At 40.3% G+C, this 24437-nt stretch carries 8 protein-coding genes; 6 read left to right on the forward strand and 2 right to left on the reverse strand.

Going from position 1 to position 24437, the window contains the following annotated elements:
* Positions 1-42: 42 nt before the first annotated feature.
* The gene (gene treS / locus B5Y40_RS07395; RefSeq protein WP_079686037.1) at positions 43-3390 is read right to left on the reverse strand and encodes a maltose alpha-D-glucosyltransferase; all 3348 of its coding nucleotides are present in this window, start codon (positions 3388-3390) and stop codon (positions 43-45) included.
* 285 nt (positions 3391-3675) lie between these two features.
* Here treS and B5Y40_RS07400 point away from each other — a divergent pair, with 285 nt between their 5' ends.
* From B5Y40_RS07400 to B5Y40_RS07420, 4 genes are all read left to right on the forward strand, one after another.
* Positions 3676-5643 carry a tetratricopeptide repeat-containing sensor histidine kinase gene (locus B5Y40_RS07400; protein WP_159453626.1) on the forward strand — a complete coding sequence of 656 codons (1968 nt, stop codon included), beginning with the start codon at positions 3676-3678 and terminating at the stop codon, positions 5641-5643.
* Positions 5644-5878: 235 nt separating this feature from the next.
* Entirely contained in the window at positions 5879-9433 is a 3555-nt protein-coding gene (locus B5Y40_RS07405; protein ID WP_079686039.1) for a hypothetical protein, read from the forward strand.
* 39 nt (positions 9434-9472) lie between these two features.
* Positions 9473-16678, forward strand: a complete 7206-nt coding sequence (locus tag B5Y40_RS29815; RefSeq protein ID WP_079686040.1) for a DUF6443 domain-containing protein — start codon at positions 9473-9475, stop codon at positions 16676-16678.
* Positions 16679-17256: 578 nt separating this feature from the next.
* Positions 17257-17646 carry a glycosyl hydrolase gene (locus B5Y40_RS07420; protein ID WP_079686042.1) on the forward strand — a complete coding sequence of 130 codons (390 nt, stop codon included), beginning with the start codon at positions 17257-17259 and terminating at the stop codon, positions 17644-17646.
* Between the two features lie 360 nt (positions 17647-18006).
* On the opposite strand, the gene B5Y40_RS07425 is transcribed toward B5Y40_RS07420, so the two are convergent.
* A complete protein-coding gene (locus B5Y40_RS07425; RefSeq protein WP_079686043.1) occupies positions 18007-19074 on the reverse strand; it encodes a substrate-binding domain-containing protein in 1068 nt (355 codons plus the stop codon).
* A 268-nt stretch (positions 19075-19342) separates the two neighbouring features.
* Between B5Y40_RS07425 and B5Y40_RS07430 the strand changes: the two genes are divergently transcribed.
* On the forward strand, positions 19343-22696 hold the full coding sequence (locus B5Y40_RS07430) for a SusC/RagA family TonB-linked outer membrane protein (protein WP_079686044.1): 3354 nt from the start codon (positions 19343-19345) through the stop codon (positions 22694-22696).
* A 22-nt stretch (positions 22697-22718) separates the two neighbouring features.
* Positions 22719-24416 (forward strand): SusD/RagB family nutrient-binding outer membrane lipoprotein, encoded by a 1698-nt coding sequence (locus B5Y40_RS07435; RefSeq protein ID WP_079686045.1) that lies wholly within the window; start codon positions 22719-22721, stop codon positions 24414-24416.
* Positions 24417-24437: the final 21 nt, after the last annotated feature.

A 24437-nucleotide genomic window follows, 5' to 3' on the forward strand; every position in this document is an offset into this window, starting at 1 on the left:
TAATTAGCCCCTTAACTTATAATTTATAGACAGCCAACTGACTCAGACAGTGGCCAACTCTAATTGGTCATGTTCTTCCTTACTCATAATGGCTTTTATACCACGCAATGGAATAATTACCCAATCAGGTCTGTTGTTGAGTTCATAGTTAAGCTCATATATAGCTTTTTCCAGCAGGAATGTATTCATCAGCGTTTCCATGTCTTCTCTTTCCTTCGGAATAAACGCGCTACCCTCTACTTTTTCCAGATATGCCTTCACAAAGAATCCACTTATATAGTGATACCATTGTTCAACGTATGGTATCAATCTGCTATAATCTTCTTTTCGAATTTGATTGTCAAGGAATAAGCTGGCGTATGCTGCATAGTGGAATGAACGAACCATGCCTGCTATATCACGAAGTGGTGAGCGCTTCAGTCTTCGTTCACCGTAGCTTCGTGCCGGTTCTCCTTCGAAGTCAGTAATAACAAAGTCTTTTCCGGTAAAGAGAACTTGGCCCAAGTGGTAATCACCATGAATGCGGATTTTCACCACGTCAATTTTCTTCTTATATATATTCTTGAACGTTTTTAGAATATCCTCTTTCATCGCCAGTACTTCCTCTGCTTCATACCGTACTTCTTCTGACAGCTTGGCCAAAGCTCTCGCCTGATTTTGAAATGTACCACGCACCAGCGATTGAAGTCCAGAGAATAGTGACCGTTGATAGTGCAGTGAGTAATCTTCCGGTGCGAATGCAGGGAAGTCATTTCCGGTGGCAAGGGCCAAATGCATTTCTGCTGTACGGATTCCCAGTAGTCGTGCACGCTCTGCCAGCGTAGGATCAATCAATTCTTTTAGTTCGCGGGGCACTTGTTCATAATCTATAGGGTCTGTTATACTTCCTATCAATGGTGGAAGATTGTGAATTTCTACCTGCGACAGAACCTTGTCATTGAAATCATCAAGACGATCCAATATATAGGTCCAGGCATCACTGCTGCTTTCTACCATTTCCTGCATCATACCCAGAACAATAGCGTCATTACCGACATGCCATTCTACAGCGCCCACAAAGTTTGGTACGTGTTGAAAGTGCGCGTGTTCTGTAAGGAAGTGCGCGATCTCCAAATCAGGATTGATCACACGGTCAACTTTTCTATAGAGCTTCAGGAAGAAACGATTGTCATAGGTAATAGAGGTGTTGCTTTGTTCTCCACCCAATACGCGCGGTTTAATTGCTTCCTGGTCGTGAACATGTTTTTCAAGAACCTTATTGCCATAAGTCCGGATTTCCCCTTCTTTCAAGCCTATACTTTGATTGCCGGCCATGTTCGTAATGAGGGCGAGCTGGAAGTCGATTCCATATATAGCATCGTATAGTATTCCCTGCTCATCGCCAATGGTAAGGTTACAAATTACAGACTGCGGGCAACTTTCCTGTAGCTTCGCGGCCAATGCATCCTTACCAAATGCTACGGGTAACTGGTATATCTCTGAAAGGCCGCTTTGATAGTATACTTCGATCAGTAGAATTACTGCTATGCTATCTTCCTGTGGAATGGTGGCGTACTGAACGATCTGCATACTTTCAATAACACGTCCTTTGCCACCAAACCAGCGAAGCTTCATCATATAGTCTGGTAAAATACTTTGCGATAAGTAATCGAGCACGCGCTTGCTTGTTAATTCCTTCCAATCGCGTAAAGCAAACTGCGGCAATTTATTCGTGCGTGGTATTTCCGGATGTACTTTGTCCAATGCAAACCATTGGCAGTCGTTGGCACTTAGCGTAAAGAAATAAGATCCATCTTCTTTGATCAATGGAAATTTATTGTTGCTGAATATTTCCTTTGGAACATATCCAAGGTATTCGCTTAAATTCAGTTCCGCAGGTTGAGTATATCTGGAAAGGTTTACGATTACGAGTATACTCTCATCCTGGTAATTGCGTGTGAAGGCGAGGATCTTAGGATTTTCACACGGTATAAATTTCATGTCGCCACGACTGAAAGCTTTATACTGCTTGCGTTTATTAATGATTCGCTTCATCCACCATAATAAGGAAGATGTATTGCGACTTTGAATTTCTACATTGACTGATTCGTAATGATAATCCGGATCAAGGATTACCGGCAGATATAGTTTATGCGGGTTGCACTCCGAGAACCCTGCATTTCTACTAGACGACCATTGCATCGGTGTGCGCACGCCATCACGATCTCCCAAATAAAAATTATCGCCCATACCAATCTCATCCCCGTAATATAGCACAGGTGTACCTGGTAGTGAGAACAATAGGTAATTCAGGAGTTCGATTTTATTGCGATTGTTTCCCATTAGTGGTGCCAGCCGGTGCCGTATACCCAGGTTAATGCGAGCCTTCGGATCTTTGACATATACTTTATACATATAGTCACGTTCTTCATCCGTTACCATTTCAAGTGTAAGCTCATCGTGGTTTCGTAGAAATATAGCCCACTGGCATGTTTCAGGTATAGCGGGTGTCTGATCGAATATATCTGTGATCGGATAACGGTCTTCTGTTTGCAACGCCATGAACATACGCGGCATTACGGGAAAGTGATAATTCATCTGGCATTCATCGCCATCACCGAAGTAAGAAGCGGAATCCTCTGGCCACATATTCGCTTCCGCGAGCAATAATGTTCCGGGGTATTTTTCGTCAACATGTTTCCGAAGCTTCTTCAGGAACGCGTGCGTCTCTGGTAAATTTTCTCCGTTAGTTCCTTCACGTTCGAAAAGGTATGGGACAGCATCCAGCCGAAATCCATCCACTCCCATGTTACACCAGTAGTCTATAATTTTAAAAACTTCCTGCTGCACGAGCGGATTGTCGTAATTCAAATCCGGTTGATGAAAAAAGAATCGGTGCCAATAAAATTGTTGTGCGACAGGATCCCATGTCCAATTGGACTTTTCGAAATCCTGAAAGATGATGCGCACATCTTTATACTGCTTTGGATTGTCGGTCCATACATAGTAGTTCCTATAGTCAGAATCCTTTGGAGATTTTCGCGCACGCTGAAACCACGGATGCTGATCAGAAGTGTGGTTAATAACCAGTTCAGTGATGACTTTTAAATTACGGTCATGCGCTTCTTTCAGAAATTGTTTGAACTGATATATAGTTCCGTATGACGGGTTGATATTGTAGTAATCAGCAATGTCGTAACCATCATCTTTTAAAGGAGAAGGATAAAACGGAAGCACCCAGATCGCGGTAACGCCAAGATCTTTCAGGTAATCTAGCTTTTCCAGCAGGCCATCGAAATCGCCAATGCCATCACCGTTCCCATCACGGAAAGCTTTAATGTGTAATTCATAGATCACGGCATCTTTGTACCAGTGAATCTTGTCATCCAGTTCATTTCTATCTCCGGGCATATTCATAAAATTTATATTACGGCAGGGGTACTATCAAGGCTATAAAATAGTGTACCAAGTCCCCTGCGAGCTGGTGGGTCCTTTTGAAAAAGGATCGAATCCGCATGCTTTTATCCTTTTTTATTTCTGGATCGTAAAGATTTATGCATCGGTAGGTGCTGAAAGCAGGCGAGGTGTAATATTTAGCGGTAACTTCCATTTCTATACTCTTACTTTTTCGACACTTTTGGAGAAAATCTACTAATGCCCTTTTTGATACGATTTTTTTCAGGATGCTTAGTTTTTATGTTGAGCTTTCAATCTGTTTATGCGCAGCAGCAGGCAGACAGCTCAATCGTATGGTATGAAAGTTTTTTCCAGGCGCGCAAACGAAAACCTGTCGAGAAAGAACTTGAGCAGGCGTCCACCCGACTACAGCAGGCAGAGGCGGCTCAGAATAAAGCAACGGCTGCGAAAATATTAAAGGAGATTGGTCTTGTTCATCTCACGCGCACGCATAGCATGGAGACTGCTATGGATTTTTTTATCCGCGCACTCGCGATCGAAGACTCTTTAGATTTCAACAACGAAAAGATTTTTACCTATATCGCCATGGCCCAGGCGTTTGAAGAGGTAGGCGATTATCATAAAAGTGCTGATCTTCTTAAGCAAGCCTTTGCCATCAGCGAGCCGTTTAAGAATGCGAATATTTTTGTGTTGATCCTGAACAAACAAGGAAGAGTGAATGCTGCCCTTGGAAAAATAGACGAAGCATTTGAAAACTACGAGTTGGTACTGAAATATGAAGACCAGCTTTTACAACCCCGTATCGAAGCAGAGGCGCTTTTTAACTTAGGACATCTCTTTACGCAGCAAGGTAAATATCAGGAAGCGTTGCAAAGTCATAAGCGGTCACTTGCTATAAGCAGATCTCTTCGTGATAAAAAAAGTGAAGCCACTTCGTTGAATGATATTGGTGAACTATATGGGCTTATGAAGAACGATAAAAAGGCGCTGGCCAATTATATCGTTTCTTTGGAGATCCGCCAGGCATTAAAAGATAAACGAGCTCTTGCGGAGTCCTATAATAACATTGGTGTTATATACTATCAGCAGAAGAAATATAAGCAGTCAATTCCTAATTTACTTTTAGCACTTGATGCAGGACAAGATTCGCAGTCGCAAAACCAGATACGGAAAAGCTATGAATACCTGAGCTCCTGTTATAAAGAACTGGGTGATCTGAAAAAGTCCCTATACTATAAAGATCAATACCTTGCTATACATGACTTTATTCTGAACGATCGGAATGAACAGCAGGTGTTGGCCACAGAGAACCGGTATGTACTTGATAAAAAGGAATCTCAAATTGATAAACTTGAAACTGATCGTATACAACGCGAAAAGGAAATTGCTGCACAGAAAAAATTCCGCAATGTTCTTTTTATTCTGATTGGTTTGAGTCTTGTGATTTTAGTCTTGATCTTCTATCTATATATAGTGAAGAAGCGATCGAACCTGATACTTCAGGAAGCTAACGACAAAGTACAATTGCAAAATATAGCGCTTCAGGATCTGAATGCTACCAAGGATAAATTCTTTTCAATTATAAGTCATGATTTGAAAGGCCCACTAAATTCGCTGACTTCCTTCTCCGGTTTATTGATAAACCACACCGATAGCCTGAGCAAAGATGAAATTAAAATGCTGGCAAAAGATCTTGATAAATCATTGAAGAATCTTTTTGCGTTGCTTGAGAATTTGTTGGAATGGTCACGCTCTCAAACCGGTAAAATTGAATTTAAACCTGAAGCCTTTGATGTTACGGCCTTATTGGAAGAGAATACAGAATTGCTGAAAGCACAAGCACATAATAAAAATATAGTCCTTGAGAATACCTATATATCTGAGCAGTTAGTTTTTGCACACAAGCATTCGATCAATACCGTTGTACGCAACTTGATCTCTAACGCTATAAAGTTTACACCAGTAGGAGGGATGATCAAAGTAGACCTTCAGCCTAAAGCAGATTCCGTTACTGTTACCATCGCAGATAACGGTGTAGGTATGAGCAAGGAAGTTATGAACAAACTTTTTCGCATCGACACCAAACACACTACCAAAGGCACAGCAGAGGAAAAAGGCACAGGCCTCGGCTTAATACTCTGCAAAGAATTTGTGGAAAAGAATGGAGGAAAAATCTGGGTTGAAAGTGAAGAAGGGAAAGGCTCAGTGTTTTGTTTTACGGTGCCGAGGGGTGGTGCTAATTCTTAGAAGGTTAATTAATTTAAGAAGCAAATTAATTCCTACGAAAATCGTCATTTAATCGTTTGCATAACTTTTACGTATTTAGAATACTGTTTATTATTAATATATTGCTGCCATTAATGGGAGGAACGCATTTTCTTCCTATCCTAATCTACCTGACTTGTATATGCTATACCGTTTTATTCTAGCAAGCTTTTGCCTGATTTGTGCACTTAAAGCTAATGGCCAACAAACCAACATCATGAATTTTGTTCCGGTTTCTCCGAATGCTGCTGCCTTGGGGAAATTTGGTAATATTCCTGTCAGTTATTACAATGGGCTCCCATCAATTGAAATTCCACTTTATACGATTGAACAAAGGCAGATAAAGCTCCCTATATCAATTAACTACCACTCTAGTGGGATAAAGGTGTCAGAAATAGCATCTTTAGTCGGACTTGGGTGGGCTCTCAATGCCGGAGGGTCAATTGTGAGAAATGAAAGGGGGCTAGCAGATGATATACTTTCAATTGGTTATCTTAATAATGGAAAGACTATAGCGCAAGCAACTCTCAATGTAGCAGATTATTATAAGGCCGCTAAAGGCTGGTTAGATCTGGAATCAGATGAGTATTTGTTTAATTTCTTGGGAGTTTCGGGAAAATTTCTTCTTGATAAACAGGCCAATGCATTTATCACTCCACATCAAGCTATTAAAATATACCCTTTAGGCCAATATGACCAAGTATATACGCCTGGAACGCCTGAGGGAATCCGCGGTTGGAAAATTGTAAATACTGATGGCGCTCAATATTTTTTTCAAGCCATGGAGGTCACGGAGCAGCCTTTGCAACAAGAGAATAACACACACAATTCTGCCTGGCATCTTACCAAAATAATTTCTGCGGACAAGAGCGAGACTATTTCTTTTGAGTATGAAGACGCTCCCTATAGTACTCTAATCCCCATGGGACAGACGAAAAAAGAGCTGTTGCAAGTAGCCAATACTTGCGGTCCATCTTCCGGTAACACATTATCCCCTTATTCCCTGGTGCGGAACCTTTTTAATCAAAAGAGGTTGCGTAAAATTATTTTTAGTAATGGTTTTATAGAATTTTTTCCTTCTGTAAATAAAAGATGCGATCTGCCTGGTGAAGAATGGCTCGATAAAATAGTAGTGTCGGATAACAACAATCATACTATAAAGGAAATAGTATTTAAGTATGGTTATATGATTGGTTCATCCATTGTGCCGTTGGAAAGTGTTTCGTGTACATCTGAAATTGATGCCAGGTTGATGTTGTTGTCTGTGAAAGAAACTGGTAAGAGTCCATATACATTTGATTATATACATGACAAAGGCCTCCCGTCACGATATTCAATGGCACAGGATCACTGGGGATATTTCAATCGGGTTGATAATGGAATTATATCCATTGTTCCAAGTAAAACAACGCTAAGTAATGATCAAGTCGTTTTAGGACCAGAGCGTGAGGCAAACTTTGATTTTGGAAAACAGGGATTGTTAAATAAATTAACATATCCTACGGGTGGAATTACAGACTTTGAATATGAGCCGCATCGTGCTGTATTGTCTTCGTTAACGAATTTTCCTGAGTATGCAGGTTCTTACAATGTCGCCACTCACCCAGACCGTACCATTCAAATTGACTATGGCCGCCATAATTTTGAAGTGGCAAGCTTTGATGTAAATTATCTCCAGTCAGGAACATCAATTTATTTTAAAACTGAAAATTTTATCGAAGCTTCGGGCAGTTATTTTATTGTGGAGAACTCCAATGGCGTAAAAGTAAATTGCCTACTCACAAAGCGCGAAAATTCAACAAGGTTTTATAGTTGCCCCGATTTGCCGAATGGCAGTTATAAAATAAAGGCAATGCGTTTATTCGATGGTGATATAGGAGCATCTGGTCAAACTTATCCCTTAACTATTCTTTCATATGACGATGTAACCGCTGTGGCAGGTACATCTATGATAACCATAGGAGGAGCGCGAATAAAGAAAATAATTGATACTGATTTATTAACAGGAAATATTAACCGAAAAGAATTTGATTACTCTTTGGGCTATCTCGTTTGGGGGTTTAAATATAGGAGTATAAAGAAAGAATATTTGTGCTGGAATCTGAATGGTACGACTCTTACTTCTTATACACTTGGTGAATACGAACTGTTGACTTCGAATTCAAATTATCCCTTATCAAATACGCAAGGCGCCCCTGTCGGGTATAAGAATGTTATTGTTCGGGAGTATTCAACTGGTGCTGGTGGTGAAAAAATTGAAAATGGTTACACATCATTTTCTTATACAGATGCTTCAGACTATCCGGATTTTACATTCCATTCATATAAGGTTGCAGGAAACCCACTTCAGGAACCACCTTCTCAGGGGCCAGCTCAATTGTATAGTGATGCAACGCAGGCAACGTATCAGTTCCCTTATGCTCCGCCTGTTAATAATGACTGGAGGCGAGGACTCTTATTGAATAAGTCCGTAATGAAACGAAATGAAAACGGTACTTATTCAATAGTACAAAACGAGTTAAATGCCTATAGTGTCAAGAATTTAGCGGTTGGTATTTCCAATGTTAAATGTGGAGTTTTTTTCGATGCTAGTTTACCAGGAGCACAAACCGGTGAGGTACGGCCTATCAATGCTCCTATGGATGAAGTATTATTCTCCTTTTATGATAACAGTAAAGAGTTCCTCTATTTAAAGAAAAACATAAGTAGTTCATTCGATGGTGATCATGGAGTCACCACAGAGACCGAGTATTTTTATGATAATGACGAGCACTTACTTGTTAGCAGAATTGGAAGATCGATCGATCATGGAGAGAAGGAACTTACAGTAATATCGTATCCTCAAGACTACGCCTCGGGTACTTCATTTATTGATGCAATGGTGACAGCAAATAACATCTCGACCCCAATAGAGAAGGTTGTTTTAAACGAGGACAAGACTGGAGTACAGACTATACTTAAAGGGGAGTTATACTATTATTCAAATGATGACAAAGGATTGTTGGAGAGCATGAAGTCAATAGAGACAGCAGGCGGTATAAATATTTCCAATTTTAAGTTTTCTAATCGTGAAACTGGTGTTGTTCCTTCCCCTGCTACATCGAAAGCAGCATTTATTCCACACACTTCATATGTAACCAAAGTATCGTTGAACAAATATCAAAATGGTGCAGTAATAGAAGCTCAAAAACCAAATGATTTGATTCAAAGTTATTTTTGGGACTATAATAGCCAATATTTGACTGCGGCAATATTAAATTCTTATGTGAAAGATATAGCGTATTCTGGCTTCGAGACTGCAAGCTTAGGGAGTTGGAATATAACCGGAGGCGAAGTTAATTCATCAGTATATTTTACTGGTCTGCGTAGCTATAGTCTTGTGAACGGAAATTCGTTGTCTGCATCCGGATTAAGCCTGGGGAAATACAAAGTGTCCTATTGGTCACAGAATGGTGCGTTAACAACAGCGGGTATAATTTCTCATACTAGACAAAAAGGTAGCTGGACCTATTATGAACATAGCTTTGATAATGTGACGTCTGTTTCACTAACCTCAAACAGCAATAATGTAATTGATGATATACGTTTATACCCGGAAGGCGCACAGATAACTACCTATACATATAAACCATTGGTTGGTATTTCCTCCATCTCTGATAGCAATGGTAATCCGATTTTTTACGAGTATGATAGTAATGGCCGTTTAAAAGTGGTCAAAGACGGTGATGGTAAAATTGTTAGTCACTTTCAGTATCACTATAAAGGTCAATAAGATTCTCAGGGTTTATTTTAAAATGTCTATCTGATTATTATGAATACTTCATCTCGTTGCGTATTGATCATCACACTTATTTATATAAGCACTGTATTTTCTTTTGCACAAACTGTCATTACCGGGCCTACTTTTGTATCGAAAGGTCAAACGGCTACTTATAGTTATACGGGTAGTTCCTCTGTGAGTAATCCTCGCTGGGCAACTGCAAAGCAAGCAGCTACTATAGTATCATCAAGTCAAAGTGGATCAACTTATTCCGTTGTGATAAGATGGAATGGGCTTGAGCCAGGCGCTGATCAGGTAATATTTCTAAGTGGGACTACAAGTCTTGCTCAATTAGATGTATTCGTTAATTGTACATCTCCTCCTGCAACACCTTCTGTAACTTTTACAATAAGTACGAACGTGTGTGGAAACAAAACTATAACTTACTCGGGTACTCCACCCAGTGGAGTACAATGGTTTTGGCTATCAGCACCTGAGATCTTAAATACTACGAATGCAACTTCAACCTATATTGCAAGTGCCAGTGGTACTTATTATGTAAGAGCAAAAAGTACAAATGCAGATGAGTGCTGGAGTACCGGGTATGCTCAAATAAATGTAACCGTTAATCAACCGCCTGCTACGCCTCCGGCTTTTACGGTATCCACCAATACTTGTGATGCAAAAACATTAACCAGACCAACTGCGATTCCAAATGTATCCTGGTTCTGGCAGGGCACTGACTCTCAAGGAACACTTACCGACAACGGCACTGCTACTTACCAGGCAATTGTATCTGGTGTATATTACCTTCGTGCAAGAACCAGCGCAGGATGCTGGAGTAATAACTCTTCATCTGCGAATGTAACGGTTGTTACTACACCGGCTACACCCACTACAGCAACGAATGCTACAGCTTTTAAAAACAGTGCAGCAGCAGTTGTTTCCGTTGGGGCAGTTGCTGGTGCAACTGGGTATAAATGGTACGGACCTTCTGGTATAATTACAAGTGCTACATCCAATGCATATCAGCCCGCTGCGTCTGTGACTACTGCTTACCAGGTATCGGCAGTCAATCAAACTTGCGAAAGCCCGGGTAAAATAGGTGTATCTGTCACCGTTTTGGCTGACCCGCAAATATCTGTGCAGAATAATATACCACCGGTTGTTACCATGCGTAAACCGATTACACTTGTTGTTAACGAAGCGTATACAACCTATACATGGAAACGGAATGGTGTAGTTGTTGGAACGGGATCGACCTTTATGGCAGACCAACCCGGTGAATATATAGTAGTGGTTACGCGCAGTGGAGTATATGGTGAAGGAATATCTGCTCCGCTCCAGGTACTTTCGGGTACGGATAACCTGGATATGAATTATATCATACGGAATGTCGTGCAGGACGGTTCTGTTACAAATCCAGCTACCATCCCTAATCTTTTTGCGGAATCCATGATGCAGACGATTCAGTATTTTGATGAGTTAGGTCGACCCATTCAGGAAATAGCGACTCAGGGATCTCCTCTCAAAAATGATCTTGTGAAACCTGTAAAGTATGATGCCTTCGGCAGAGAAGCTTCACAGTTTCTGCCATACTCAACACAGGAAGGGAGCGGATGGTATAAAGCTAATGCGGTAGGAACTAACTATGGAAGCTCGGCACAGAAGGCGTATTATGCGAATGGTTTAGCGGATATAGTGATTGATGACAGCAAGCCATATTCGGATGTTGTCTTTGAAGCATCACCCTTAAACCGAGTATTGAAAGAATATCAGCCCGGTAGTGCCTGGGGTGCAGCGGGAACCGATAATCCAAATGGGAAAGACAAATATATAGGACATGCTTATCTTGTAAATACTCACAGTACAGGCGCTTCCAGTATAGATGAAAAAATCATTGCCTGGAAAATTGATGCGAACGGATTGCCTGTTCGTTATGCACAAAGTGCCGGAACCATTGAAGCTGGTGTCTACTACAGCAGCGAAAAGCTATATATAAAGGTAACAACGGATGAGCATAACAATGCGGTGCGCGAATACACCAATAAAAAAGGACAGGTTGTTTTAAAGAAAGTACAGGTTGTTTCCGGTTCAGGAAATCTTAACAGCACCACAGATTGGGCTTTAACGTACTATATATACGACATACAAGATAACCTTCGCTATGTATTTCCTCCTGAACTAAGCAAGACGCTGCATACGAATGCTGATACCTATGTGATTACGGCAACGGATCTGGCTAACTGGGCTTTTCAATATAAATATGATAAGCGCAAGCGCATGGCTGAAAAGAAAGTACCGGGAGCAGATTGGGTATATATGGTCTATGACGAACGCGATCGGTTAGTTTTGACACAAGATGGTAATCAACGTGCCGGTGCCACTAACGCCATCAAGTATTGGACCTTTACCAAGTATGACGAGCTTAATCGCCCGATTGTTACAGGTATAAAAGATACCACCACAAACATTCAGCTTACGCAAGCGGAAATGCAAAACGTGGTTGATACCTATTATTCTTTAATTACTACCACGAAACCCTGGCGCAAATATAGCGAGAAGTATATAGGCGCTGCTGCGCGTAACGTTCATGGGTATAGTAACTATTCCTATCCGGTTGTTACCGCTGCGGCAGTGGTTGATCCATTCCGATATCTGACAATTACCTATTATGATAATTATACTTTCAAGTCGTTGTGGCAAGATACCTATGGGTATATATCGGATGGGCTAACCGAAGCGGTAAATGGTGTTACCTATACCCAACCCGGTAGTGAAAATCTGAAGATCATTGGTCAGGTTACCGGAATGAAGGTGAAAGTTTTGGATGGTGGCATTGCAGGTGGTAACACCTGGCTGAAGGCTGTGAACTATTTTGATGACAAGTATAGAGTCATTCAAACGATTGGTGATAACTACAAGGGTGGATCGGACCGTGCTTCTAATCTGTATGATTTTACAGGGAAAGTACTAAGAACCAAATCAACTCATATTGAGAATGATATACTCTGGAAAGATTTGGCAGGTGCTACCTTTGCTGGTAACTATTTAAAGAATACGGCAGCAAGCAGTGTGTGGGGTAATTCAGGAGCAGCATCTGTTCAAAGTTTACCGGCCAATCAGGATGGTTGGGTTGAATTTACTGCTTCTGCTGGAAACGTTCATCTCATGGTAGGTTTATCTGCTCAGAATGCTGACGCAAATTATACCTCTATTGGATATGCTCTATATCTTCGTAATACAGGCCTTGTTTCTATATTTGAAGGTGGTGGGTTAAAGAGAGATCTTGGAGCTTATAACGCTGGCGATATATTTAGAATTCAACGAGTAGGTACTGCGATCAAATATTTTCAAAATGGTCATGAAATTTATCCCGGGGAATTAACTGTTACTCAAACGCCTTCAAGTTCATCGTTGTTAGTGGATGTATCGATCTATACTGTTGGAGCTACGGTACTGGATGCAAAAAGTTCGTTTAGTAATTCCAGTCATACTATATCGAGGCATTTCTTATACGACCATGCTGGCCGTTTGAAAAAAATATATCACCAGGTAGATGCTCAACCGGAAGTTCTGCTTTCCTCTAATGAGTATAATGAATTAGGACAGCTTGTTGACAAAGGCCTGCATAGTGTTAACAACAGTACGCCTATGCAGTCCGTTGACTACCGCTATAACATCCGTGGCTGGCTTACATCCATCAACAACTCGAAGCTTGCCAATGATGGTACGACCAATAATGATGCTGGTGATTTCTTTGGTATGAACCTCGGGTATAACGAACGCTTTTCTGAAGAAACCAATACACTCGAAGTTGTATCCGGCTATTCTTTGGATGGCAATGCGAACGACCAAAGCACGACTCCGTTGAATGGCACAGTAACAGGAGCCACAACAGTAGCTGATAATACAGGTAATGCAAATAAAGCGTATCATTTTAACGGCACTACGAGTAATTATATACGCATTGCTGATTCACAACAGAAGCATTCCTTTATCCAAAACACCGGAAAGTTTACGATTACAGCGTTTATAAAGTTAGATGATCTGGCAGCGCGTAATATTATTGTTTCCAGTATAGGATCTGGCACCACGAAAGGATTTACTTTCTATTATGAAACAATCGGAGGAGGCTCCGGTGAGCACCAACTTCGTTTCACGGGCACAGTCGGGCAAGCCAGCTATAATGTAGCACTTGGTGGAAAATATACTATAAATGATTTAAACTGGCATCATGTTGCTGTGACGGGTGATGGACAGAATATACGCTTCTATGTGGATGGTATTGCGGATGGAAGTGCAACACCTATTCTGTATTATGCTGATGGTAATTCAACGTATGAGACTTTGATCGGCTGTAGCTATGACGCCAATGGTGCAAGAACCTTGGGGATGAAAGGTGCGATAGATGAGTTGTACATTTTTGACCGTGCGTTAAGTCAATTTGAAATTCAAAAAATGGCGCAGCGAGCATCGCTTTCAACGGTTCTGGATAATGGTCAATACAATGGTAATATATCTGCGATCAAGTGGAGCAATCAGCAGGGTATAGGACCCGTAAAAGAATACGGATATAATTTTACGTACGATGCTTTAAATCGTTTAAGCACAGCGACTCATTCACAATCGAAACAATCGGGTATATGGGAGGATGGTCTTTTTCATGAATCCGGTTTGCTGTATGATCTCAATGGTAACATCATGGCGCTTCAACGTAGCTCCGAGCTTGGGTTGATTGATAACCTTGCCTATAACTACGGCACAGGTGTAACACAAAGTAATAAACTTTTGTCTGTTACCGATAAGACAGCGAACGCCATTACTAAATTAAAGGGCTTCCCTGATTTCAATGCAACTGGTACAGACTATACTTACGATGTAAATGGTAACATGACCCGTGACTTGAATAAAGGTATTGGTGCTACATTAACGGATGCTACAAATCTCATTACCTATAATTATCTTAATTTACCGGAGACCATTACAAAAAGTGGAAATACCATTCGTTATATATATGATGCCACAGGCCGTAAACTTACCCAGCGCGTTAGTACACTGTTGTCAGTAAAGCAAACGGATTACTCGGGTGAGTTTATATATGAAGATGATCTTCTCCGTTTTATCAATCATGAAGAAGGAAGAGTTGTAATGTCCTCCGAGAAATTAATGTATACCCATGATGGCGAAAATGCCACTGGACTCACAGCGTTGAATACTACACTTGCCCCGGTTACTCTGAACGGAGAGAAATATATTCGTGTAACGTCCAACGGTGCAGTAATAGGTTCGGGAATCTTCCCGATTGGTAACACACTACAGGTTACAGCAGGAGAGAAGTATTTGATCCGCGCCAAAGGGTATAAGACTGGTGCCAACAATGTTGTTATCCAGTTGAAAAGTAACGCTATGTCAACGGTATTCTATGGTAGCTATCTGCCGGGTTCTGTTGCAACCGAGTCGTGGATGGAACAAATGTTTACAGTTCCGGTAGGAACAACACAACTTCAGGTTGGTGTAGGGTGGGGAACGGTTACTACGGGACAACAATTTTTCCTGAATGAATTTGAAGTGATCAGACTGACAACTGCTGCTCCTGAGTATCAATACAACCTGAAAGACCATCTTGGTAATGTGCGATTGACATTTACTTCGAAGCTGGATGTAGAGGCTCCAAAGGCTACATTCGAAGATGCTAATGTGAATACTGAACAAGGACAGTTCTTACGCTATGAGAATGCACGAAGAGTAAATCATTATTTGTTTGATCACACCAATGGCTCTAGTCCCACTGCAGTTGCCGGAGGAGCACAACGCTTAAGCGGACAAACCAATGAAGTATACGGACTTGCCAGGTCTATCAGTGTAATGCCTGGCGATGTTATTAACATGGAAGTATATGCCAAGTATATAGATCCGAATTCATCCAATTGGTCGGCTGCATTAAATACGTTGATTACTCAAATCGCCAGTGGTACAACTTCGAACGGAACGGTGATTGACGGAGGAAGCTATACTTCCAGTACCACAGCATTTCCATTTCCGGTTGACGCTGCACAAAATACATCCGGCAGCAATGAAGCCGGCCCGAAAGCGTTTTTAAGTTGGCTGGTATATGATCGTAACTATAATCTTATTCCCTCGAAGAGCGGTTTCAGACAAATGAGTTCTGCCGCTAAAGAAAACGGTAGTGATGTAGCACATGAATTGCTATCCGGCTCGCTTACTATTACAGAGCCAGGCTATGTGTATGTCTTCCTGTCGAATGAACAAGGGACTAATCCGTATGAAGTATATTTTGATGACTTTAGAGTGGAGCAGGTTAAATCGCCTGTTATACAGGCAGAAGATTATTATCCGTTTGGCTTAGTGTTTAACTCATTTAGCAGAGAGAGTTCAGTACCCGATCACACCCTTTACAATAGTATGGAATTACAAGATGAATTTGATTTAAAGTTGTACGATTATATGGCCAGACAATATGATCCTGTTATTGGAAGATTTTTATCTGTGGACCCGTTGGCGGATGTCTCAAGACGGTGGTCCCCTTATGCTTATGCATATGATAATCCAGTGAGGTATATTGATCCTGACGGTATGTTACCAGAAGATAAAAATGGACCCAAAGAATATAAGGATGATCACCTTTATATTACAGTCACTTATTCCGAGGGACCGATGTCTCAATCAACCAATACAGTTACTGAAACACATACTACAAGTTCAGGGAAAATCGAAATAGATGATGAGGGAAATGAAACTTTTGTTGAGAAGTCTACAACTACAACCACTACACAAGTAATTGGTGCGGACGGAGAAACAGTTTCACAATCGCAAACGACTTCCAACTCTGAAAAGCGGACGGAGGTAAAAGAAGGTACACAAGCACATTTATTTGGGGCTAATGAGAAAATTAAAGTCAAGGGTAAAGAATTATCTAGTAAGACAACTACAACTACAACTGATAAATTTAATGCCTCTAATGAGTTTAAAAATGTGGTAACTTTAACTTCAGAATACTCTCGGCTTAATCCTGGATCGAGCATTAATCATGCGACTACAGATTATTTTTCAAGTCTCAATAAAAATCAAACAGCCGATGAAGGTATGAGGACTGGTGCTGTGAATACTGGTATGGCATGGGTTGCATTTGCATCAGAGTCGAAAAAACAGATATACTATGACCGTTTTAATGGTGGAGTATACGTTGATAAAACTAGACCAAAGCCAAAAATGATTTGGCATATGGGGAACTAAACGTTATGAAAAGAAAAATATTGATTTTATATTTTGTTTTCTGTGTTCTATTACTAGTAACTATACTTTACTCAGTTAGAGAGGTCGTTGTTAAGAAAAGTGATTTAGAACTTTTGGATGAATATGGGATGAAATACAACTCAAAAAGACATGCTTATAACATACCATTGCTAGAGAAAAATTGGATTGTCCATGAGATTGATTCTTCTCATATTTTTTGGAGTGACGTACAGCGACGGGTGGATAAAATTGAACCGTTTCATTTGTATAAAATAACTTTTCTGAAGAGCGGTAACATTTATAACGAAAAAGATGCTTTCCATTTTGAGACGGACGGCGGCACCGCGTATCGACTAATGATTTGGAATTATTTTAACGATCGAAGTCTTGATAGTGTACAATTTAGATTGATAACTTACTTTAAGAACCAATATCCTCCATCGGAAACTATGGTGATAACGAAGGAGAAGGCCGATAGTATAATGTTTAATTGGAAGCAACTGAGTAAGTCATTAAATTTAGAATGATCCTAACTTTCAAAATTGCTTGTTTAAAGGTAGTAATTTTAATACCATCGATTGACCTGGATCGATAGCTTTTCAACTATAGATCACCTGTGGTCAATCGTACCTTTACACAGTTACTTAGACGCTACCGATAACGAAATCTGTGACGATGTCATTTACGCATTCTCACCCGACAGGAGCAGAATGAAATTAGAAGATGCCCAGAAATCATATCTATATGCATACCCGGGCGATGACTATGTAGACTTATTAGGTCTCGATGACTATATGGATGTAGGCGTTACCTGGAATCGGAAATCAATTTCAGAACAGCAGCAGGACTTTGTTACCGTAATGCGGACTCTAGCTCTTGTTGGTGTTCTTCACCAACAAGCAGGTGAACTAAATGATACTCACGATCTATGGAAATTTATTGCTACAAAGAGATATTTGCATATGTAGCTCATGATTAAATATAGCTCGGGACTAAGCTATATTTTCTGGTTTAAATTATAGTCTTTCGATAAAATCTCAACTATAGAAGCAGCATCACCTTCTCCGAAGTACCTTTTCGTTTCCATCCTGATCGGTTTCGTAGATCAAATCTTGAATAAGTGATCGGCCACCGGCTTTGCAAATCAAGGTTATTAGTTGGTTGATCAGAATCTGTTCCATGGCTATATATTCAATACTATCTTAACTGCTAAATTTTGTGCCTGGAAAATACTCTATCGCAGAGTATAGTAATGAACTACTTCTGATCCACAAAACATATAGAAAGTATAATGCTATAGATAGAACTATAGCATTATACAATAGGTATCAATGCTGCTTCGAGTTTAAATAAGAAGTCAAATTCTGTCTGCTTATTATTTCCAATGGAAAAAGGTATGATGCTGACGCTTCTTTTTTAAACAAGAGGTGATTCGATAATTGACTAACAGCAATAAAAGCTTGCCGCTTTGAATTCTGGTTGATCAGAAAATCGATGATGCCATTTTTTAGATAGTATAGATTTTCTTCCAGTAAGTCATACGCTACTAAGCGGATTCCATTCTTGCCGTTCTTCTCTAGTAATTTTGAAACGGTATAGGCGCCTTTCGATGTGGTTACCAGAATTCCTTTTAGTGTAGGTTCATTAAAAAGTTCGCTGAGCTCCTTTTCTAAAGTTGGTTCATGCGTATAATTCAAATCAACGCTGATCACTTTATAGGTATACCCATTGTTCTGTTCCGCGAAGTAATCTTTGAATCCTTTCTCTTTTTCATTTAAGTGCGTAGAGTTATGGATGTCATCGTAAATGTGGAGGATCGCGTATGTACCATTCTCTTTTTCATTAAGGTGAAGCAGTTCAGCACCTACACGTCCGCTTTGGTAAAGATCTTGTCCTACAAAGCTGAGCGACCCGGCTTGTTCTATATTATTGTTCACTAATACGAATGGTATATTTTGTGTTTTGCACAAATTGAAAAAGCGCACGGCCTCCTGGTAAAAGATAGGAGCGGTGAGCACGCCATCCGGATTAGATTCATATACAGTTTCAGCCAATGAGATGTATGATTTTTTATCATACAGATCAAAATAAAAAGTCTGGAGTTGTACACCATATTGTGTCCATTCTTCTTTGGCTTGTTTTATTCCTTCAATCGACTGATTCCAATATTCATCCTGCTCCGGATTCGGCATCAATGCAGCGATACGATAGGTTTTATTGGAGCCCAATGTTTTCGCAATCAGGTTGGGTTTATATCCGGTTTTTTCAAGAATTCCCATTACTTTTTTATACGATTCTTGCGCCACTTCCCCGCGGTTGTGAATTACACGGTCAACCGTTCCGACCGATACTTGTGCCATCTGAGCAATGTCCTTGATTCTAATTTTCTTATCCATGTGTGCCAATTTAAGCGATCATATATTTTACTAACAAACGTGATTTTAGTGATAAAAATGAATTTTCTATATAAATGAATTAACCCACCTTGCGTTAGTTGATTGTTAATCGTTTGCGTGCACGTTTTTCCCGTGCGCGGAAACGAAGTTAATTTTTCCTTGCAGTTTATCAAATACCTTTCTACCTTTTGTCCGGAATTCATTTTTTCGGTAGAATATTTTGTTGAATTGATGGATTCTAAAATTTTAATCTCTAACCCAAATTTTCATGAAGAAACGTTTACAATTTCTGTCAGTCGTGCTAACACTGGCGACCTTGTCTGCCTACGGGCAAACGGTGACAGGTCGAGTCACGGCTTCGCAAGACAACTCCTCTCTTCCAGGAGTGTCTGTGGTTCTAAAAGGTACCTCAACGGGTACGACAACTGACTCCGATGGTAATTACTCTATCGCTGTCGGTGCAAATGAAAATGCTGTTCTATCATTTTCATTTATTGGTTTTACTACGCAAGAAGTACCTGTTGGCGGACGATCTGTTGTTGACATTGTGTTGGCTGAAGATGCATTACAATTAAGTGAAGTTGTCATTACTGGTTTCGGTGAGAAAAAAGATGCAGCAAGAATTGCTTATGCCGTTCAGGAAGTAAAAGGTGCTGACTTATCACGTACGAACAATGCTAACATCATCAATTCTCTTCAAGGGAAAGTTGCTGGTGTTCAGATTGATCAAGGTACCGGTGGTCCGATGTCTTCTTCTCGTATTCGTATTCGCGGAAATTCATCTCTTAGCAATAACACACAACCGTTGATTGTTATTGATGGTGTATTGATTCGCCCAACCGTTACGGGTGCGGATTCATGGGGCGCTGCCCAGGATAATGGTAACATTATGAAGAACATTAACCCGGACAACATTGAATCCATGAGCGTACTGAAAGGTTCAGCAGCCAGTGCGTTGTATGGTTCAGATGCATTGAATGGTGTTATAATTATCACAACCAAAAAAGGTATTGCTAAAAAAGGAATTGGTGTAACCTATAACCATACATCATCCTTTGAGAAAGCCTATAAATTCATAGATGTCCAAAACGAATTTGGTGCTGGATACTCTCCAACTTTTGCAACGGGTACTGATGGAGTTGAAGAAGTTGATAAAACTGACTTCAGATTTTATTCTTACGGGCCAAAGTTAGATGGAAGAATGGTGCGGGATAATGATGGAAGAATGGTTAAATGGGAAGGTAATGATCCTTTAAGATTTTATGAAACGGGAAAATTTATTAATCATAACGTAGTATTAGAAGGTGGTAATGAGCGTGGAAGTATACGTGCTTCTTATTCTAACTTGAATAATTCTACGATCATGCCAAGTGGTACTGAGATGGTGCGTAATAATTTTAACATCCGCGCAACTCAAAAGATCAGCGATATTATCGATGTTGATGTAACGGCTGACTATACAAACAATGATATAAAGAATCCTATTCGCCAGGGGGGTAATTTCAACCCTGTATTCCGAATGGTATATTATCGTCCACGAAGCCTGGATATAGACTATTGGATGAATAATTATATCGATCCTGTAAATGGAGGTTCAAAGACTGGTAGTGCAGATCCATATAACATGTCAGGTTTTCTGTGGGACACTTTCCAGGATAATACTGAACGTACAGAAAATGTATTCAGAGGAAATGTGGACTTAACAACGCACATCAGGCCTTGGTTGGATTTCCTTGTTCGCGCAAACCTTCAGACAGAGGTATATAAAGACGAACGCATGCGTTTAGGTTCCAGTAGTAAGTTTGCCGGTGGATTATATAACCAAGCGACACAGGATAACAAGCAGTATAGAATTCAATCGTTGTTAACAGCGAATAAGCAATTGGGACAAGATTTCTTTTTAAGCTTTACGATTGGTGGTGAAACCAATAAGCTTATCGGAGGACGTTACTATAAAGCCTATACACGTAACACTGCAGGAAATAATGAAAGTCCTTCATTACGTGTACCCGGAATCTTTGCATTGTCGAATTCAATAAATGGTATAGGTATAGAAACAAGATTGAATCCATCCAGATTGAAGAATGCGTATTATGCTTATGGAGATTTGACATATAAAGAAATGTTGACTTTAAACGTAAGTTATCGTACAGATTACTCTTCTACTTTAGCGTATGCTGATGGAAGTGGTGACTGGAGCTATAGCTATCCTGCTGTAGGTTTGGCGTGGACATTTACTGAAACATTTAAAACAATGCCTACTTGGTTTTCATTTGGAAAACTGCGTTCTAACTTTGGTATAACGGGTGGCGATACTGATCCTTGGGTAATCAATGAAACAGGATCATATGCTAACAAAGGAGATTTCTTCCTACCTGATGGTTCTGTAAGCTATGCAGGTTATAAAGACAACACACTGGCTAATAAAAACCTGAAAAACAGACAAGCGCGTGAGTGGGAAGTTGGTGCAGACTTAAGATTCCTTGATAATAGAATCGGTCTGGATGTGGCTTACTACGATAAAGTTTCAAAAAATGAAATCTTCAGTTTGCCAACCGCAAGCGAGTCGGGTGTAAGCTCCCGTATAGTAAATGGTGGAAAGATTTCAAATAAAGGTATAGAAATCATCTTAAGAGCTACTCCTATAAAAACAAATGATCTTGAGTGGACTACAACCTTTAACTACACTCGTAACAGGAACAAAGTATTAGAACTTGCTGAAGGTGTAACTTCTCAGCAGTTAAGCCTTGCCTTTGGCGCGGATGTATACTCTATGGCAAAACCTGGTCTGGCATATGCATCTATAGCAACACCGTATGCTTATGCTACTTATCAAAAAACAGACGGTGCTGGCAACCCAATTGATGATCCAAGTAATGGTAAACGTGTGATTGGCGTTGCGAGTAACGGATCAACTGGTTATACATTTCTTAGAAGCGGTTCGTATGGACAAGGTGATAAAGTATTAGGTACAGCGATGGAGAAATACTTATTGAGCAACATTAATACAGTGAGTTATAAGAATTTTACTTTGAATGTTCAGATCGATGCTAAAATAGGAGGACTCATGGCATCTGCAACGCATCAGTACGGTACTTCAAATGGTAGCTTAAAGAACAGCTTGTTCGGAAGAGATAAAGCACACGGTGGTGTTGAATATGTAGATGAGACAGGAGCTACAAAAGATGACGGTATCATTCCTGACGGAGTATTGGCAGATGGTATTAAATCAGATACAGATCCTTCTGTTGACTTAGGTGGTATGACGTATGCTGAGGCAGTTGCTCAAGGACATTTGAAGCCGGTACCTGCTATCTGGTATTACGAAAATTTGACTCAGTGGTCATCTGGTATCCGTGAGTACTCTGTTTTTGAAAATTCATGGGTATCTCTTCGTGAAATTTCAATTGGATACAATGTGCCTGCTGCTTTTGCTAGCAAAGTAAAATTACAGACATTGAGAATCAGTGTAACAGGTCGTAACCTGGGTTATCTCTACCGTACGACAAAAGATGGTATCAATCCTGAAGGCTTGAAGAGTAATGCATCAGGCGAGTTTTCTGAATATGGCGGATTGCCGTTCACTCGTCAAATGGGTGTGTCGCTAACAGCTGGTTTTTAATCTAAATTCAAATTGAGCTATTATGAAAATGTATTATAAGAAAATTATACTTGGATTCACGCTGGCAGGTGTATTGGCTACAAGCTGCAGCGATGATGATTTTGTGGATGCGAATAAGAATCCCGATATCTTGACTGAAATACTTCCGGAAAATCAATTCTTGAGCGCTAGCTTAAGTTTACAAGGACAAGACTTCGAAGCATTTTATGATCTCTATAGACGTATAATGCCTTGGATGCAATATGTAACACCTGTAAATGGTAACGGAGCAAATTTTACCAGAAACATAGATAATTTTTCAAATCGTTATGGAAGATTATATACTGGTGTTGGTGATGCGCTTGTTGATCTGGAGAAATTAGTTGAAAAACTTCCGGCAGAGGATCAACCAAGATATGTTTACATGGTTAACATAGCCAGAATTCTAAAGGCATATTACGCGTTTTATGTAAGCGATATATATGGTAGTATACCGTATACTGAGGCTTGGCAAGCCCGCTATGGAGGCACCATGCTTCCTACATATGACGATCAACAATCTCTGTTTGGTAAGCTTGATTCGGAGATAAAACAAGCCATCAGCAATTTAAAAACAGAACAAGGTGTTGCGCAGGTTTCATTGGGGAATTTTGATCCATACTATAAAGGCGATGTTAAATCTTGGATTAGAGCTGGTAACGCTGTTCGTCTAAGAATGGCTATGCGTCTTATCAAGCGTGATCAGTCAAAAACTCAAACGATCGCTCAGGAAGTATTGAATGAAGGAACAGACTACCTCATGAAGAGTAATTCAGAAGGATGGATTTTTAAGGCAGCTTCCGGATATACTGGTGGTGGCAACTGGAATCCTGATGGATTATACTCTACAAAACCAGTTGTAGATTTCATGTGGGACAACGGTGATCCAAGAATCGATGCTTTCTTTTCACCTAACGGTTACTCTCAGGAGACTATCAATGCTTTGATTGCTGAGGGTGAGCTTGAGCCAGGAACAACTGAAGAATCCAGAAGATACTTAGGAAGCTTTACAAGTCCTGATGAATCAAAGGCTACAATAAATGCAAAGTATTATACTGCGAGAACAGCCTCTATAGATGGATCTGATGTTCGTGTTGATACGCTTTCTCTGATTCAGAGAAGATTGTTCCAACCTGCTTTTGACGAAGGAGATGGAGTAGGCACTGGCTTTGTATATATTCCTGTAATCACCTATGCTGAATTTTGTTTTATGCGTGCTGAACTTGCAGCTCGTGACATTACATCCGAGGATGCTGAAGCGTTTTATAATGCAGGTGTAACAGCTTCTATACAATGGTATGATAACATAGCTCAGATTAGTAAGCTGTCTAATTATACGTCCCTTAGCACAGATGAAATCTCTGATTACCTGAGTCAATCTGATGTTGCTTTTGATGAATCAAAAGCACTTGATCAAATCGCGAGTCAGTCCTATCTGAACTTTTTCAGACAGCCCGCTGAAGGATGGGCGTTGTGGAAACGTACTGGTCTTCCTAACACCACTACAGTTCTTCCTTTAACTGATATGAAATCTAGCGGAGTGTCTCTTGCTGTACCTAGAAGAGCTCCTCTTCCTTTGCTTAGCGAAGCTTCTGCTAACTATACGAATCAGAAAGCAGCATATGATGCTATGGCACAAGAATCAGGTTTTGGCACCAGCCCTACAGATGCCTTTGGCCGCGTATGGTGGGATAAAGAATAACGATTTTTTATTTGGTTTGGT

The sequence above is a fragment of the Ohtaekwangia koreensis genome, assembly GCF_900167975.1.
In the GTDB taxonomy this organism is placed as follows: domain Bacteria; phylum Bacteroidota; class Bacteroidia; order Cytophagales; family Cyclobacteriaceae; genus Ohtaekwangia; species Ohtaekwangia koreensis.